We start from the raw sequence: 16,812 nt of genomic DNA on the forward strand, positions 1-16,812 counted from the left end.
AATACAAGTTCAACCGTACGCTCAAAGCTGAACTCAAAACTATTGCTCACAAGATAGAGGTTTGTCTTGCCAACACGAGTCTTATAAAATCAATTAAACACACTGTAGCTATATCAGCCCCTATCGCCCATGTTACAATAAAGGGTTAATAAAAAAATCTACCTAGAGTGCTGTAGAGCTAGAAATATAATAAGTAGATTTAAGCAAATTTTTTTCTAGCTTAAGGAGGGCCTGATGGTTACAACAACAGTAGCAGAACAACAGGTCAAATTATCCCGTGGAATTTTACCCTGTTGATGCAGGTTTCAGTTTTATGGGGATAATGAATGGGATCTTTGATATGGCGTGGAATGATAAATATACTTTGCATGAAACCCTAAGCTAATTCTGATGATAAATGCGATCGCTACTAGATTTCGCCAACTTATGGCTGAGAGGAAAAACCCGATTGGTTATTTTGACAGACAGGACTGCAAAAACAAAACCAGGCGTTCCTTAGCACTGTATACCTCTATAGGATTAGTAGGGGGAATTTTGGCATTGTTATTAATAGCATCCCCAGGACTGTCCCAAAAACCAGAACCCCAACAATCGCCAAAACTCCAACAACCATTATTAGTAGGTACACGAGTTATACCGCCTTTTGTACTATCAAACAAAGGTGAGCTATCGGGATTCAGTATTGACCTTTGGCGCAGCATTGCTAACCAAATTGGTGTAGAGTCTAAATTTATTGAATATTCTAGTGTGCCGGAACTGCTTTCTGCGATTAAAGACAGCAAAGCCAACTTGGGGATTGCAGCTATCTCAATTACAGCCGAACGCGAGCAGAATTTTGATTTCTCATTACCCATTTTTGCTGGGGGGCTGCAAATTATGGTACGAAACGTAGATAGTAAAAACAGTGCCTTTCCAAATATTTTGCAATTGTTTTTTTCTACTGGCTTCTTGCAGGTAATAGGCATTGCCCTAGTGCTAATTGTCGTAGCAGCCCACATTATTTGGTTATCTGAGCGCAATCACAAAGAAGGGATGATTTCTCAATCATACTTTCCTGGCATTTTTAAAGCTTGTTGGTGGGCAGCTGCCACATTAGCGACTCAAGCCGATGAAATGCCCAAGGGAGTGCTGGGACGTTTAATAGCTGTAGTCTGGATGTTCATCGGAGTCCTCTTTGTCGCCTACTTTACAGCCAGCGCGACTACTTCATTAACAGTGCAGCAACTTCAGGGCGATATCAGGAGTATAGACGATTTACCTGGTAAGGTAGTGGCTACAACTGCGGGTAGCACAGCGGCGACATATCTGCAAGAACATCATATTTCAATTTTAGAAGTCCCCAAAATTGAGGAAGCTTACAATGCTCTACAAACAAAAAAAGCTGATGCTGTGGTGTTTGATGCACCTGTACTCCTCTTTTATGCTGCCAATGAAGGCAAAGGGAAAGTACAGATTGTTGGCAGTATCTTACGTGAAGAAAGCTACGGTATCATTATGCCTAACAACAGTTCCTACCGAAAACCAATTAATCAGGCCCTGCTGAATCTCAAAGAAAATGACACTTATCAATCGTTATATGATAAGTGGTTCTCTCCTAAAGAATCTTGAAGAAGGGGAATAGGGAGCCTCCCTACTCCTTCCTCTTTTCATTAGCAAGTTGGGCTTTTGCCTGTTGCCAAAGAGTTTCTAACTCATCCAAACTGTAATCAGAAAGGGGGCGATCGACAACTGCCTCCATTTTTTCTAATCGCTGCACAAATCGCTGATTTGTGCCTTGCAAACCGGCGCTGGGATCGAGATGATGCCAACGCGCTAGCTGAATAACTGCAAACAGTAAATCGCCTAATTCTGCTTGTTGTCGTTCGGGTGTTTCCGCAGCTAAAGCCTGTTGAAACTCCCCTAACTCTTCATGAAACTTATCCCAAACGCCCTGAATATTTTCCCATTCAAACCCGATCGCCGCAGCCTTTTGAGAAATCTTCATCGCTGCTGTCAACGGGGGAAGAGTACGCCCATAACGACCGAGTTTAGCACTAAGTTTTTGCGCCTCTGGGGATGGTTCGCCTTTTTCCGCAGCCTTGATTTGTTCCCAATTTTGCCGCACCTCATCCACACTTGTCACCGATACATCACCAAAGACATGAGGGTGACGGCGAATCAACTTTTGGGAAATCCCCTGAGTTATTTCTTTGAGGGAAAATTGTCCAGATTCGCTGGCAATTTGGGCTTGCAATACCACCTGTAATAATAAATCGCCTAACTCTTCTGCGATCGCACTTTTATCTCCACTCTTAATTGCATCCACCACCTCATAAGCTTCTTCAATCACATAAGGGGTTAGCGTTTCGGGAGTTTGCGCTAAATCCCACGGACAACCACCATCAGGCGATCGCAATTTTGCTACTACCTCAATCAATTCTTGCAACGCCGCCAAAGTATCAACTTTGTCATTTGTCATTTGTCATTTGTCCTTTGTCGTTCTTCCGTTGCTCTTTCTGCTAACTGTAGCTCGACGACTACCGCGACTTGTAACTTTCCGCTTCTTCATTTTGCCACTAGGAAGCAACCCCCGAATCCCCTGTTTTTGAAAGCGCTTGTATGCCGAACCGCCCCAATCGCTAAGAGAATGACTCATGGCACCAAGTTCCAAACCCAAAAACAAGGCAATATATTCAGTATCGTATTGCCCGAGCGATCGCCCCACAGTTCCACCCAAATCTTGCCAAGTAAAACTCAGATTCCATAACCTTTGGGCAATTGCCAAAACGAAAATTGCCAAGATTGCTAGCAAACACCCCAGATAAAGTATCCGCAGAATTGTGCCAATAATCGGCCCGTGGGATAAAAAAGAACGATGCCGCAGACTTTTTTGATAAGGTAGCCAAATCCAGCGCAAGAAACCCCAGCGTTGAAATTGCACAGAGTAAATATCTAAATCGGGGCCAAACATCAGCCCTCCAAATAGAAACCCGCCTGCAACCAACAAAGTCGCATTGCTACTGCGAGTCTGCCACAAAGTAACGCCCGCCACCAACGGCAGAGCATACATAGTAATGCGATCGTGCGTCCGACCAGAGGGCATTCTAATTCCTGTTAGCGATAGTGGGGCGTTTAGCCCGTGCTGAGTAACTGAATACTGAGCCAGTATAAGAGAAAAAAAGATTTTACCAAAACTACTAGCGCAATGCGAAATTGTCTGCTATATTAGTTAAGGATTGGTCAGAGGGCGGTTAGCTCAGTTGGTAGAGCGCCTGCCTTACAAGCAGGATGTCATCAGTTCGAGTCTGGTACTGCCCATTAAATAAAAAAGGCTAGAGACAAGTTAAATGTTGTCTCTAGCCTTTTTTTAATGCGTTCAAAAGTTGTCAGTTGTTCATTATAAAAACAACTGACACACTAACTTAAGTTAGTTTAATGCTGGTTCAGGGTTAGATGAATTTGTCTGATTTTGAGCTAAAGGTTTCCAGTAACTGGCAATTAAGGCAACTATGAGCCACCAGAGGGTATTGACTTCAGGACGATACCAGACAGTATCTACAGTGCCGTGAGCTAGCATACCCAACAAAATAGCGATCGCCCCAATTAACCAAAATCCCTCTCCACTTCTGAGTTGTCGCAATCGTCGGACTTGCAAAAGTGCCGTATTAAATGTAACAATTATTAGCCAGAGAAAGAAGGCTAAACCAACAAATCCAGTTTCTACAGTCACTTCAAACAAAATCGAATAAGCACTTAAAGCAGTGTAACGAGGGCGTTGGTAGAGAGGATAAACTTTATTAAAAGAGTTGTGACCGGGGCCAATACCGAAAATTGGGCGATCGCGAATCATCTCAAAGACAGCATCCCACACATTTCGGCGAAAATTATTACTGCTATCTTTGCGATCGGCAAAAATACTCAAGACCCGAACCTGCACTGGATCTATAAATATCACTGCTAGCAGTAATACCCCGATTAAACCCCCCAAGATAATCGGTAGCGACCAAGTACGCCAAAAAGGAGGCATTTCCAGACTTTTCCAATAAACTAGCAATGCCATCACAGCTAAAATTGCCACCACTAGTCCAATCCAACCGCCACGACTAAAAGTCAGGATCAGGCAGGCAGTATTGACAATCAGCATTGTTAATGCTAAGGCTTTTTTGAGCCAGCTTTGCCATGCAAAAATTGCCACTAAACTAAAAATTACTGCTGGTAAAAGGTATCCTGCCAATAAATTGGGATTACCTAAATAACTGTAGACTCTTGTAGTCTTAGACAGAGGAGATTCAGGATCGACCCAAGTTGCCAGTGCTGTGGCTCCAAAAAACCATTGCCGCAATCCATAGACACTGACAATTAACGATACGTGCAGGTAAAGAATAATAATCCAAGACCGGAGACGAGGCGACCTTAGTACCCTGGCACAAAGGGCAAATAGTAGCAAATACAAGGTCAACGTTCCCAAGTCGTTAAGTGCTGCCTTTTTCACTGGTGATAATGCGGTTGCGATGACAGCAATTCCCCAATAGAGCAATACCAGCAGGTGAATGGGAGTGACTGACGAGACATTTGCTGGTGTGACTTCATCAGATAAAGTTAACAACAACCAAAATCCCACACAAGCCACCAGTAGCAAACCTACTAACGTACTCGAAGCAAAAGGTGCAAGGGCATATATTAAGCTGAGTAAAGCAGCTGCTATCGCATCTCCCCACTGAAGTAAGATGCTGGTTTGCCGCCAAGAACTTAACAGTCCGACCAGATAACGGTGTACGTAACTGGTAGCAAGATATTCTTTGAGCGGTAAAGATGATAAAGTAAATCGTTGCCAGACTAAATTCATAAAAAACATTGCGATCGATTAGCCTGCCGACGCAGAACTTGGAATCGATCATAATGCCTATGGCTATAAAAAGGTAATAACAGAGATTGCACATCGCGTTATAGCGCTCTTATTTTTAGCCATCAGCTACTACCTTTAATCCGAAACCACTTCAGCCAATATCAAATTAAGATAGCCCTTCATGTACTTAGTACTCAACAATATAGTTGAAAATACCTCTTTCCCAATCCCAATCCCAATAATTTAGACATCGCTAATAGCTTGTGAGGGAGTTGCCAGTTGGAGTGGCAAAGAAAGCACATAACGATATCCTGATTCGGGTGAACCTTGAATCAAAATTTGTCCCCTGTGCAACTCTGCCAGTTGACAACTTAGCAATAGCCCCAAGCTTTCACGAGAAAGAGTTCCAGTTGATTTAGCTAAATTTATCCCTGAACTAGCAGCAAAGAAATTTGAGTGAGAATCACTCAAGTTTTTTGAATTTTCCACTGCTACAGATGAAGTATCTAGTTGCTTCTGGCTTTCTGGATGAGTATTGTAAGTTGCTACTTCGCCTGTTAACTCTAGCAGCGACAAAGAATTGAGACGGAAGTAGGGATCGACCTCTGTTATGCCATCCCCTAACCAGGGATGGGAAACCCAAATAGTAATGTTGAGTGTATCTTCCTTGTAAGATACATGAATGCGAACAACGCTACCTGTAGCCGAAAGTTGAATCACACTGAAAACCAGGTGATAAAGGATTTGTCGCACCTTTTCTTTATCTAAAGGCCAAATGCGATTGCGTCCCGGTTCTATAGAGAGGCGAATATCTTGCTCGCGCCGATTAGCCACTTCTTCTAAAGTATTGATAGCTTGTTGACACAGCATTTCGATATCCACAGGAGCTAGATTAAGTACAGTTGAGTTGTCATCCATAGCTCCTAGTTCAGTAATTTCATTTACTAGGGAAAGTAAATATCGACCACTGTGTTGGATAATTTCCAAATATTCTCTTTGCTTAGTCGTCAAAGGCCCATAAATCTCACGTCCTAAAACACCAGCCATACCGAGTACAGATGTTAAGGGCGTGCGTAACTCCTGAGTTAGCTGACCTAAAAGTTCCAACTTCAGTTGCTTGGTAGAAATAGAGTCGCTATCTTTAGTGGGTGCGGTGATTTTAATCTCTGTGTTACGTTCGTCATTGAGTGAAAATATAGGAGGTATCGCAGCAGTGCTTGATTCGAGTTTCCCTTGCAGGAGTCGGTTACGCTCAAATTCACTCATGCTCCAACGAGCTATGATTTGTAAAAACTCAATGTCTCGGTTTGTAAAATTGCGCGGCACTAAATCCATCACCGCCAATGCACCCAAACAATGTCCTTCAGCATCAATTAGTGGCGCTCCTAAGTAAGCACGAATGCCATAATCCTGCACCAATTTGCTGCTAGCAAGCACTGGATCTGTAAGTTTATGAGTATCATTAATTACAAATATTTGAAGACTCTCTACTACCTGAGTGCAGAATGATTCCCGGCGTGACAGTTGGCGGCTTTGTGCTAAATGATTCATTAGCCCTAGTCTAGATAAGCCCACCGATGACTTGAACCAGTGACGTTCTTGATCTACAAATCCCAATATGGAAATTGGCGCTTCCAAAAAGTGGGCAGCAGTCTGTGTGGCTTCTTCAAAAACCGGAATCGTTTCTGGTTGCCGCAAACCTAAATCTGACAAAGCTTTGAGGCGTTGTTGTTCTCTTGATTCATGAGAATCCCAACCATCCTTTAGGGCAAATAATTTGTTTTCAGGCTCTATCATTGCCACTGCTACCTTAATAATTTCTCGATACTGTGAATTGATATAAGCTCTATTTCTAGGTTATCAATTGCTATTTTTAAGCATTCCCTAATTTTGCCTCTGACAAACAAGTTTGGAGCAAAAATTTTTTACCCCTTCCATTAAGTCGGCGACACGGTATCTACAAGTTACTAGCTACTGGTGCTGAATGTTCTTTATTTAGCACTGGTGTAGCCTTTGTTGCTTAAGATTTTACAGTCAGACTGCGTTAGATTTGGATTCAACCAGGGTAAGCTAATGCTAAGAATACAATAGAAAGGAGCTGTAATTCTTTATGTACAGAAGGAAAAATTCTGACTGGGATATTCAAAGTAAATTTACTTACAAAAACTATACGCATGTAATTTTTATAGCCATTTTTACTTATGACAGCTAGCACCGATGGCTGATAATCCTAGATAGTTAATACAAGTAATACAAGTCTCGATTCAATAGATTAAACCTATTACAATTTCATGCTGAAAATTGTGCAGGCTTTTCTATTTTTGCATCCGAGGAAATATTTTTTGAGGACAATTGGTAATGAATAAAATGACCATTAGAGTTCCTTTTGTAGACCTGAAGTTACAACACGAACCAATTCAAACGCAATTACAAGATGCAATCCAATCTGTATTGGAACAGGGAGATTTTATTTTAGGGCAAGCACTCTCAGATTTTGAAGCAGCATTTGCGGCAGTTTCTGGGGCAGCTTATGGGGTTGGTGTTGCATCAGGAACAGATGCGATCGCTCTTGGATTGCAAGCGTGTAATATTGGTGCTGGTGATGAAGTGATTTTACCAGCAAACACTTTTATCGCCACGTTGATTGGGGTTATACGGGCTGGTGCGAAGCCAATTCTGGTAGATTGCGATCGCCAAACAGCTTTAATTGACTTAAGAAAAGCAGCAAAGGCAATTACACCTCAGACCAAAGCAATAATCCCTGTGCATCTTTATGGTCAAATGGTATCGCCACGCGAACTAATAAACTTTGCCGATACCTACAAACTACTAATTTTTGAAGATGCCGCCCAAGCACACCTTGCCGAAAGAGACGGATATCACGCTGGTTCAGTAGGAATAGCAGCAGCTTTTAGTTTCTATCCCAGCAAAAATTTGGGAGCATTTGGGGATGGAGGAATGCTGCTGACACGAGATTCAGATGTAGCCCAGAAGATGGTGCGCTTGCGAAATTACGGTGCATCGCAAAAGTATTTTCATACTGAAGCAGGTACGAATAGCCGCTTGGATACTTTACAAGCAGCAGTTTTGCACCAAAAATTACCATATTTGCTACAGTGGAATCGCGATCGCTTAACTATAGCCCAACAGTATGATAGCGAACTAGCACCCTTGGCAACTACTGGTATTATCCCTATAGAAAACCAAAGTGATACAGGACACGTTTATCATCTTTATGTGATTAAAATTGATGATTCTTGCCCGATAGAGCGCCAGCAACTCCAGGAAAAACTCACAGCAGTAGGAATTCAAACTGGCATTCACTACCCAATTCCTTGTCATCTCCAACCGGCATTCACTAACTTAGGCTACCAGCCTGGGGATTTTCCAGAAGCAGAAAAACTCTCACGGCAAATCTTATCATTACCGATGTATCCTGGTTTGAGCAGTAGCCAAGTTAAAGAAGTTGTAGCTGCGATCGCTCATGCAGTCTCAACAACTTCTAAGGTAGATGAACCCTCCACAGCTGACCTTGGCAGCGTGGTAGCCTGATGTTAATTCATCCTTATATGTACATCTAACAATTAGAATATTTGTCCTTTGTCAGTTGTCCTTTGCAAATGACCAATGACCAATGACCAATGACCAATGACTAATAAAAATCATGGCACTCCAGCAAAAGATAAAAAATAGGAACGCCTCAGACTTATTAAATCTAGCTATTATAGGCGTTTTGCTGCTGCTTTTTGCTCCTATATTGCTACACTGGTTCGATGGTTGGCTGCACAAAAATATCAGTACAGAACACGAATATTTCAGCCACGGAATTATTGGTTTACCATTTGCGGCTTATCTAGTCTGGATGAACCGGAAAAAGTGGAAACGTTTGCCAGATACCATCCATCCTTTGAGCGCTGTTTTCTTGTTATTCGGGGCAGTGTTTTATCTTAGCGGTGTTACAGAGTGGGTTAACCTTTCCTTGCCCGTTATCCTGGTAGGATTATGCTTATGGTTTAAAGGAATAGCAGGTTTGCGATCGCAAGGATTCCCCCTGCTATTAGTATTTTTGGCAACCCCAACAGCAATGCCATATCTGATTGCTCCCTATACCTTGCCTCTTCAAAGCTTCATCGCTGGTACAGCAGGCTTCATCCTGAATCAATTTGGTATGGATGTAACCGTAAACGAGGTAAATCTCTATGTGGGAGGAAGGATTGTAGAAGTTGCTCCCTATTGTGCTGGGCTGAAAATGTTGTTTACTACTCTCTACGTAGGCTTGATGCTGCTTTATTGGACAGACGCTTTGTCTTCACGCCGCACAACTATATCGTTTTTATCTCTTGCTGCGATCGTTAGTATTACTGCGAATATCATTCGTAATACTTTACTGACTTTCTTTCACGGCACAGGTCAAGAAGCAGCTTTTAAATGGCTCCATGAGGGTTGGGGTGGTGATGTCTACTCTGCTTGTATGCTGGTGTCATTAGTGCCCTTACTGAATTGGCTGGCTAGCTATTTTTCAGCATCTCAAGAAACTCAGCAAGAAGCGGAAAGTTAGGAGTATTGGGAATGGGGTATGGGTTAATTTCTTTTTCTCTGCTCCCCCACTTACTTAATTCTCTACTCATAAATATTACTGAACTCATGGTGTGATTTTATGAAGTAAAATTCTGCCTAAGGATTACAAATTTTACTGATGATTTCCTTCTCCAAGTTTTTCAAGGAAAACCAATTGAGTCAAGTAGCAGCACTTTTATTACTGCTACTGCTACTAGCAATAGGAGGGGTTCCTGGATATCTGACAGGACACTGGCAATGGAAACAGCCCCCACCTATTGCTACCCTCAACGAGTTAAAAGAGATCCGCAACACTGGGTTGACCCTTCCTGGTTGGCAAACTATTGAACAAGCAGACCAACAAATTGGCGAACATAAATGGTCTTTACAGCTACTTAAAAAACAAGGTTCTCAATCCCAGGCAATCCTGCTTTTGCTGCCGCAAAATGGGCCTATGGATCAACCAGAAGTAGAGTGGACAGATGTTAATGGCTGGGGAAGGTCACGCTGGGGAAAGTGGGATGTAGCTCAATTTCGTTCTGCTGAATTTACTGTGAAACCGCCTGCAAAGTCGGCTTCTAATGTCGTAACTAAAGTAGAAGCTAGGTTTTTTCGCGCCGCCACACCACAGCAAACCTTCGCTGTCTTGCAATGGTACGCTATGCCAGACGGTGGGAATCCATCACCTTTTCACTGGTTCTTGGCAGATCAATTGGCCCAGTGGCGTAAGCAACGCATTCCCTGGGTAAGTGTAAGCATTCTGATCCCAATGGAACCTTTAGGGCAAGTAGAAACATCTTGGTCTTTAGCCCAGTCTATCGGAGAAACAGTGCAAGCTGAATTGATGGCAGGCCCTTTGTAGAGTCAGTTACACATGCATTTGTGCAAAGATTCATCAACAGTATCTCTATAATTTATTCAGGCTAAAACTCAGCTAAAAGATGTTAACAATATAGAAGTTATAGCGATTATCTATGAGTTTGCATGGCATAAAAGGATTTTGCCCCTTGTCTTACCGCAGCTTCCGAAAAAATTGATATTAGAAATTCAATTTAGCAAAATTATTCTCTTTTTCTTGGTAAATACTTGCAGATACAAGAGACACATAGGACATTTTTAGAGTAAAATAACCACTCGGCGCGACTAATTTCTATATCAGTATTTTTACACCGATGTTCATAGCTCCCAGTTATTATATGCGTGGATTCAGCGCCCTATGTTTTGTCAGTCTTCAAGTAGGAGTTTTCTTAATAACACCTATCCAACTTGTTGTTGCCCAGCCTTTTCCACCTCAAGGACAATCACCAAGGCAACCCCCATCGCCTGTGCCAGGTACTGAGTTTGTACCTCCAGGTGCAAATAACGAAATTTCCCCACAACTCAGCCGCTACCTGTTGGGGCCAGGAGATGGAATTGGCGTTGTGCTTCAGCGTCCCCCTGGCCCATACCGTTTAGGTATAGGAGATGGAATTAGCGTTTCGGTTCAGCGCTTTCCAGATTTGGGCTTTCAAGCTTTAATCAACCCAGAAGGTAATATTGTGGTGCCGTTACTGGGAACAGTTTTCTTACAAGGTTTAACTTTGGAAGAAGCTCAAGAAAAAATTCGCTTGGGTTTAAATCGTTATGTAGTCGATCCGGTGATAGTTTTAGCTTTAGCAACGCAGCGTCAAGACTTGAGTTTTCAAGCTGTAATTAGTCCAGAAGGCAACATTATAGTGCCGCAAGTAGGAACGGTGTCATTACAAGGTTTAACCTTGGAAGAAGCCCAAGAGAAAATTCGCTTAGGCTTGAGTCGTATTTTCCCAGATCCAATCGTAGTAGTATCCTTGGTTGGGACGCGACCAGTCCAAGTTACCATTAGCGGGGAAATATCTCGACCAGGCATTTATCCGATTAACTCAACAACACCCCGTGTTGCTGATGCTTTGCTAATATCTGGTGGTTCAACGTTGAATGCAGACCTGCGACAAATACAAGTACGCCGCAAGTTAATCGATGGTTCTGTGATTTCACAAACTATTGACTTATATGCAGCACTGCAAAATGGCGGTTCAATTCCTAATTTACGCTTACAAGACGGAGATGCGATACTCGTCCCCCGTCGTGAAGTTGGTAATGATGACGGTTATGACCGCAATTTGGTAGCACGTTCATCCTTAGCTACACCACAGATTAGAGTCCGGGTTTTAAACTATGCTGCGGGAGGTATTTCCGTTCAAGCACTGCCTAATGGCAGTACATTTGTAGATGCTTTAGGAGGAGTAAATCTTGATACTGCTAATCTTCGGGATATCGCTCTGGTTCGCTTCGATCCCGAACGAGGTAAAACTGTTACCCAGAAACTTGATGCTAAAAAAGCTCTAGGAGGCGATGCGTCTCAAAATGTGGCACTTCAAGATAATGATGTTCTTGTTGTTGGTCGGAACCTCATCGGTAGAATTACTAATTTACTGACTACCATTACCCAACCCTTCTTCAATGTTCAATCTTTTCTGCGGTTTTTTGACAACTTCGGTGGCGGTGGATCGAATTAATGACTATACAAGAAGGATACAGTTTGTAAATAGTTGGGAGTGGAGGAAGCCACATCTCCAGCTTATCTTTGAGTTTGTTAATGGAAAAATATTAAAGATATCAACGGATATATACAATAGGAAGTTGATAGCGTCCTTATATAAAAGTCACTATCTTTAGTTTGGTGCTTCCTAGTTTTTAATTTTTAATTTTTAATTTTTAATTGGAGCGAAGCGACCATGACCCCACCAATTGTTAAGCGCTATCTTATTGCTTTTGAAAAATATAAGTGGATTGGACTAGCTAGTTTTGGTTTAGTTGTAGTGGGGTCAACGGTGGTGGCTATGCAGCCAGATCCACCTATTAACTACATAGCATCTGCCGCCCTTACCTATGCTGGCCCACCAGTTTCTTTCTCAACAACTGGTAGTCAAATCCAACAGCAAGGAAAGGAATTGAATGAAGAAGTTTTATTATCAAACCAGATAATTGCCACAGTGGCACAGAAAGTAAATCTCAAACCGAGACAACTCGGCGCAAGTATCGTGCTTTCTTTACCTAAAAAGAATGCCAGAACTGGGGAATTTGAAACGAGTATCTTTGAACTAAAATATGTAGATAGTGACCCCAAAAGAGGCATAGAAGTATTGGCCGAATTGATGCAATCAATGATTAAGTTGAGTAGTGACATCAATACTGGGCGATTACAAGCAATTATTCAAAAAATTAACGATCGCTTGCCACAAGCTAAACGAGAATTGCAAGTTGCTGAAAAGAAGTTGGAACAGTACGATCGCATAGAGCGAACAGCAATATTGGCAGCCGAAAATGGCAGCTTGTTAAGCGCCATTACTGCCAGCCAAAATCTTCAACGGCAAATGCAATTAACCATTTCTGGGCTTGATGGTCAAATTCGCAGTTTACAAAGTAAGTTAGGCTTAACAGTCGGACAAGCTTATATCTCTTCTGCTTTGAGTGCCGATCCAATTATTGGGAATTTACGAGCGCAAATTTATCAAAGCGAGTCTCAAATTGCTGTACTCAGAAAAGATTTGCGACCAGAACACCCAACGATGATTCAGTTGCAGCGTCAGAAACAAGCAGCTGAGGAATTACTGCGACAACGTGCTGCTGAGGTGTTAGGTGGTGATGGTGCTGCGGCTCCGCTTCAGGGTAGCATTGCAGGTATTCGCACCCAAAGTAGTTTAGATCCAGCCCGCCAGCAATTGGCAAACCAAATGGTGTCTTTGCAAACTCAACGCGAGACACTACAACAACAACTAGTTCAAGAAATCCAACAAGAAGCGCGACTACGGCAAGAGTATTCTCTGATACCCAATAAGCAATTAGAGCGATCGCGTTTAGAACAAGAGGTTGGACTCAAAAAAGCCATCTATGACCAAATGCAGGTGAAGCTAACTGATGCTAAAACCGCCGAGGCAGAAACTACCAGCAGCCTCAGCATTGCCAGACCGCCCACAGCTCTTGCCGACATCAAACCCCCTAAGAGTGTACCTATTACCCTTGCTGTGGGCGGTTTCTTAGGTGTGGTGATTGGTGGCGGGGTAATATTTTTACTGGGATCGCTGGAAGGGACTTTCAAAACCAGGGAGGATATTCGCGAGAGCCTCAAGCAAAGGGATGTGGCGGTGTTGGGAGAATTGCCTTTAATGCCTGTTGATGATTTCGATCGAGAAGCAGTGCCTGTGGTACTTTCCGCCGATTCTCCTTATTTGGAATTTTATGAGAAGTTCCGCAGTAATCTGCGCCGAATTGGTGGTAACAACTTAAAAGTGGTGTTGATTACTAGCACCAGTAGCTTAGAGGGTAAGACCGCAAGTGCTTATAACTTGGGTATAGCTTCTGCCCGTGCTGGTAAAAGAACCTTGATTATCGAAACAGATTTGCGATCGCCTTCTCGTTGTACATCCCTGAAAGTAATTCCTGACCCCGAATCCACTATTGAACCCCTGCGTTATTACGCTAACTTAAGTGAATGTATTCGTTTAGTTCCTGATGTAGAAAATTTATATATTATTCCGAGTCCTGGGCCTGTGCGGCAATCAGCAGCTATTCTTGAGTCTAGCGAAATGCGGCGGCTGATAGAGGATGTCCGCGAACGTTTTGATTTAGTTATTTTAGACACTAGTCCCCTCAGCATATCCAATGACCCTCTGTTAATTCAACCTTATAGCGATGGCATGGTAATAGTGGCGCGACCACACTATACACAAGAGAATATGCTAGGTGAAGCTATCGATCAATTGGTTGAATCGGAACTAGGGTTATTAGGAGCAATTATCAATGGCGCTGATATTATTGTTTCTCTACCTGAACAAGTCTTACAATCACCAACGACATCTGAGGTAGAATCGGAAACTGTTGAAAAATCAGAAGAAGTGTCAGCAGGTGCCAAATAAGAACGAGATTTAATTGCCAATACCCAATTATCCATTAGTCACGTCTAAACAACCCAAATAGGGGAGCGAGAATTACGCCAAAAGCAAAACCACCAATGTGCGCCCAATAGGCAACTCCACCAGTTTGCACAGTCATATTAGCGGCTGTTTGCAGGGTAGCAAGACCGGAGATTAAATTCTGCACCACAAAAAGTCCAATTATTACTAGTGCTGGAACTCTGATTGTGGTGATAAAAAAACCCAAAAATATTAAGGTCATAACTTTAGCGTGGGGAAAGCGGATAATATACGCACCCAAAACCCCAGAAATTGCACCACTTGCTCCCAAGGAAGGAATCTCAGAATTCATGGCAATAAACCATTGGCATAAGGCAGCTAAAGCACCACATGCCAAATAGAAAATCAGATATTTGGCATGACCCAATCGATCTTCTATATTGTTGCCAAAAACCCAGAGAAACACCATATTTGAGATTAAGTGCCACCAACCACCGTGTAAGAATTGTGACGTAAATAAGGTTATCCACTCCCCATTTAAATTGGTGGTTAACTCTTGAGGCACTACCGCATACTGATTTAAAAATTGACTCAATTGTGCATGTGACAGGCTCACCTCGTGAATAAAAACTAAAATATTCATGCCAATTAACCCGTAGGTGAAATACGGGGTGATTCGCGTTGGATTTTCGTCGTAGAGGGGAAACACAGGTGTTTTTCCTAAATTATTGACTAACTGCAATATAGCTTGTAAGGCTAACAGTTGCGAAGGTTAGGCAATTTAACCTATTAAATCAATCACTATAATTGAGGGTGACTGTAATACTATAAAGAATTACTTTTACCAAGATTCTTCCTGGGATTTATCGCTAAATAAACCCAACAGTGGGGCGAGAATTGCCCCAAAGATAAACCCGCCTGCATGGGCCCAGTAGGCAATACCGCCGCTTTCCATACCAATGTTTGTAGGTGTTTCAAGACTAGCAAGCCCGTAGAAGGCTTGTTCGAGAAACCAGAATCCCAAAAAGAAATATGCCGGAACGCGGAAAGTCGGGAAGAAAAATCCTAAAGGCACTATACCGAGAACTTCAGCGTTGGGAAAGCGGAGAATGTACGCTCCCAGAATGCCTGCGATCGCACCACTTGCGCCCAAAGAAGGAATGCTAGAATCTTGAGCGAAGAACCACTGTGTTAATGATGCCAAAACACCGCAAGTTAAATAAAACAGCAAATATTTGGCATGGCCTAACTTATCTTCAACATTGTTACCAAAAATCCAGAGAAACAGCATATTGCCAGCTAAGTGCAAGAAACCACCATGCAAAAATTGCGAGGTAATCAAAGTTGCCCACTCTGGTACTGGTTGATGTAGAGAAGTACCACCGAAGCTTAAGGTGAGTTCTCGTGGAACTACAGCTGCAAGGTGCAAAAACCCATTTAATGCTTGTGGGGGAAGACTTGCTTCATAAAGAAAAGCGAGGATATTAGCAGCAATCAACCCATAAGTTACATAAGGCGTGATTTTGGTCGGATTATTATCTCTAATGGGAACCACGGGCGTTTTTTCCTGATTCTAAGGCACAAACTCTACAATACTGAATTTTGCAAGTAGTTTCTTCTACCTCGTGGATGGATTTCGCTTTGGCACTTAAAAACCAAAAGCCAAAAATCCACCATCGACAGTGATACATTGTCCAGTGATGAAAGATGCCGCAGGCATACAAAGAAATGCCACTAAACCCGCTACTTCTTCTGGTTGACCAACCCTTCCCATAGGTGTTTGTGATAAAACTAATTTGAGAAAATCTTGGTTATCGAGTACAGACTCGGTTAGAGGTGTGCGAATCGCCCAAGGTGCGACAGTATTTACCCTAATACGATCGCAGGCCCATTCAACTGATAGCGATCGCGTCAGTTGATTTATAGCTGCTTTCGTCATACCATAAGGAGCACCTGTACGATTTGAGACTAAACCTGCTACAGAACTTATATTCACAATGCTGCTGTTTTCCCCATTTTGCAGCAGAGGGTAAAATAGACGGCACATCTCAAAAATAGATGTCTGGTTTGTCTGGATAAGAAACTCATACTCAGAGGCTGTATACTCTACTACTTTTTTGCTAATATTGGTTCCCGCATTATTAACCAGGATGTCTAATTTATCCCAGGTTTTGCCAACCTGCTCAAAAATGGCTTGTCGCCCATCAGGGGCTGCCACATCTGCCGTAATCCCATAAACAGGTAATCCTGCTTGTTGCCAGGTATTGAGTTGTCGCTCAACATCCTGAGAATTCCGAGCCACAATTGTGACTTCTGCACCCAGAGATAAGAACTCATTGGCAACAGCTAGTCCAATGCCTTTGGTAGCACCTGTAATCAGTGCTTTTTTTCCTGTCAGTGTCCAGCGTAGGCGTAGCCCGCCGTAGACATCGCTCATTTGTAATTCTGCGGATTTTTTATTTTAAAGCTAATAACCTAAGAGTTTATCTTGCAAGTGCC

General features: G+C 42.6%; 13 protein-coding genes and 1 tRNA gene. 7 read left to right on the top strand and 7 right to left on the bottom strand.

The window, feature by feature from the left end:
- The first annotated feature begins 390 nt into the window (after positions 1-390).
- On the top strand, positions 391-1,608 hold the full coding sequence (locus tag CDG79_RS11150; protein WP_094342198.1) for a transporter substrate-binding domain-containing protein: 1,218 nt from the start codon (positions 391-393) through the stop codon (positions 1,606-1,608).
- A 22-nt stretch (positions 1,609-1,630) separates the two neighbouring features.
- On the opposite strand, the gene mazG is transcribed toward CDG79_RS11150, so the two are convergent.
- The gene (gene mazG, locus CDG79_RS11155; protein WP_094342199.1) at positions 1,631-2,458 is read right to left on the bottom strand and encodes a nucleoside triphosphate pyrophosphohydrolase; all 828 of its coding nucleotides are present in this window, start codon (positions 2,456-2,458) and stop codon (positions 1,631-1,633) included.
- A 3-nt stretch (positions 2,459-2,461) separates the two neighbouring features.
- Positions 2,462-3,082, bottom strand: a complete 621-nt coding sequence (locus tag CDG79_RS11160; RefSeq protein ID WP_094342200.1) for a metal-binding protein — start codon at positions 3,080-3,082, stop codon at positions 2,462-2,464.
- A gap of 142 nt (positions 3,083-3,224) precedes the next feature.
- Here CDG79_RS11160 and CDG79_RS11165 point away from each other — a divergent pair.
- Positions 3,225-3,297, top strand: a tRNA-Val gene (locus tag CDG79_RS11165).
- Positions 3,298-3,406: 109 nt separating this feature from the next.
- Here CDG79_RS11165 and CDG79_RS11170 read toward each other — a convergent pair.
- Positions 3,407-4,825 (bottom strand): IctB family putative bicarbonate transporter, encoded by a 1,419-nt coding sequence (locus CDG79_RS11170; RefSeq protein WP_094342201.1) that lies wholly within the window; start codon positions 4,823-4,825, stop codon positions 3,407-3,409.
- 243 nt (positions 4,826-5,068) lie between these two features.
- On the bottom strand, positions 5,069-6,622 hold the full coding sequence (locus CDG79_RS11175) for a GAF domain-containing sensor histidine kinase (RefSeq protein WP_094342202.1): 1,554 nt from the start codon (positions 6,620-6,622) through the stop codon (positions 5,069-5,071).
- Between the two features lie 561 nt (positions 6,623-7,183).
- Here CDG79_RS11175 and CDG79_RS11180 point away from each other — a divergent pair.
- The 5 genes from CDG79_RS11180 (at position 7,184) to CDG79_RS11200 (ending at position 14,316) form a co-directional block, all read left to right on the top strand.
- Positions 7,184-8,377, top strand: a complete 1,194-nt coding sequence (locus CDG79_RS11180; protein WP_189524960.1) for a DegT/DnrJ/EryC1/StrS family aminotransferase — start codon at positions 7,184-7,186, stop codon at positions 8,375-8,377.
- A 112-nt stretch (positions 8,378-8,489) separates the two neighbouring features.
- Positions 8,490-9,383: a cyanoexosortase B gene (gene crtB, locus CDG79_RS11185; RefSeq protein ID WP_094342203.1), complete on the top strand. Its 894-nt coding sequence runs from the start codon at positions 8,490-8,492 to the stop codon at positions 9,381-9,383.
- 138 nt (positions 9,384-9,521) lie between these two features.
- A complete protein-coding gene (locus CDG79_RS11190; RefSeq protein WP_094342204.1) occupies positions 9,522-10,244 on the top strand; it encodes a cyanoexosortase B system-associated protein in 723 nt (240 codons plus the stop codon).
- Between the two features lie 310 nt (positions 10,245-10,554).
- Complete coding sequence (locus tag CDG79_RS11195) at positions 10,555-11,916, top strand: polysaccharide biosynthesis/export family protein (RefSeq protein WP_094342205.1); 1,362 nt, start codon at positions 10,555-10,557, stop codon at positions 11,914-11,916.
- Between the two features lie 219 nt (positions 11,917-12,135).
- Positions 12,136-14,316, top strand: a complete 2,181-nt coding sequence (locus CDG79_RS11200; RefSeq protein WP_094342206.1) for a GumC family protein — start codon at positions 12,136-12,138, stop codon at positions 14,314-14,316.
- A gap of 34 nt (positions 14,317-14,350) precedes the next feature.
- On the opposite strand, the gene CDG79_RS11205 is transcribed toward CDG79_RS11200, so the two are convergent.
- From CDG79_RS11205 to CDG79_RS11215, 3 genes are all read right to left on the bottom strand, one after another.
- Entirely contained in the window at positions 14,351-15,022 is a 672-nt protein-coding gene (locus CDG79_RS11205) for a rhomboid family intramembrane serine protease (RefSeq protein WP_094342227.1), read from the bottom strand.
- Between the two features lie 132 nt (positions 15,023-15,154).
- Complete coding sequence (locus CDG79_RS11210) at positions 15,155-15,868, bottom strand: rhomboid family intramembrane serine protease (RefSeq protein ID WP_094342207.1); 714 nt, start codon at positions 15,866-15,868, stop codon at positions 15,155-15,157.
- A 93-nt stretch (positions 15,869-15,961) separates the two neighbouring features.
- Positions 15,962-16,750, bottom strand: coding sequence for an SDR family oxidoreductase (locus CDG79_RS11215; RefSeq protein ID WP_094342208.1), 789 nt, complete (start codon positions 16,748-16,750; stop codon positions 15,962-15,964).
- Between the last annotated feature and the right edge of the window lie 62 nt (positions 16,751-16,812).

Origin of the sequence: Nostoc sp. 'Peltigera membranacea cyanobiont' 232, from assembly GCF_002245985.1 — a bacterium.
In the GTDB taxonomy this organism is placed as follows: domain Bacteria; phylum Cyanobacteriota; class Cyanobacteriia; order Cyanobacteriales; family Nostocaceae; genus Nostoc.

Excerpts from the sequence above, each read along its gene's own strand:
- CDG79_RS11150 (WP_094342198.1), top strand. The coding sequence starts at position 391 with ATGATAAATGCGATCGCTACTAGATTTCGCCAACTTATGGCTGAGAGG.
- mazG (WP_094342199.1), bottom strand. The coding sequence starts at position 2,458 with ATGACAAATGACAAAGTTGATACTTTGGCGGCGTTGCAAGAATTGATT.
- CDG79_RS11160 (WP_094342200.1), bottom strand. The coding sequence starts at position 3,082 with ATGCCCTCTGGTCGGACGCACGATCGCATTACTATGTATGCTCTGCCG.
- CDG79_RS11170 (WP_094342201.1), bottom strand. The coding sequence starts at position 4,825 with ATGAATTTAGTCTGGCAACGATTTACTTTATCATCTTTACCGCTCAAA.
- CDG79_RS11175 (WP_094342202.1), bottom strand. The coding sequence starts at position 6,622 with ATGATAGAGCCTGAAAACAAATTATTTGCCCTAAAGGATGGTTGGGAT.
- CDG79_RS11180 (WP_189524960.1), top strand. The coding sequence starts at position 7,184 with ATGAATAAAATGACCATTAGAGTTCCTTTTGTAGACCTGAAGTTACAA.
- crtB (WP_094342203.1), top strand. The coding sequence starts at position 8,490 with ATGGCACTCCAGCAAAAGATAAAAAATAGGAACGCCTCAGACTTATTA.
- CDG79_RS11190 (WP_094342204.1), top strand. The coding sequence starts at position 9,522 with ATGATTTCCTTCTCCAAGTTTTTCAAGGAAAACCAATTGAGTCAAGTA.
- CDG79_RS11195 (WP_094342205.1), top strand. The coding sequence starts at position 10,555 with ATGTTCATAGCTCCCAGTTATTATATGCGTGGATTCAGCGCCCTATGT.
- CDG79_RS11200 (WP_094342206.1), top strand. The coding sequence starts at position 12,136 with ATGACCCCACCAATTGTTAAGCGCTATCTTATTGCTTTTGAAAAATAT.
- CDG79_RS11215 (WP_094342208.1), bottom strand. The coding sequence starts at position 16,750 with ATGAGCGATGTCTACGGCGGGCTACGCCTACGCTGGACACTGACAGGA.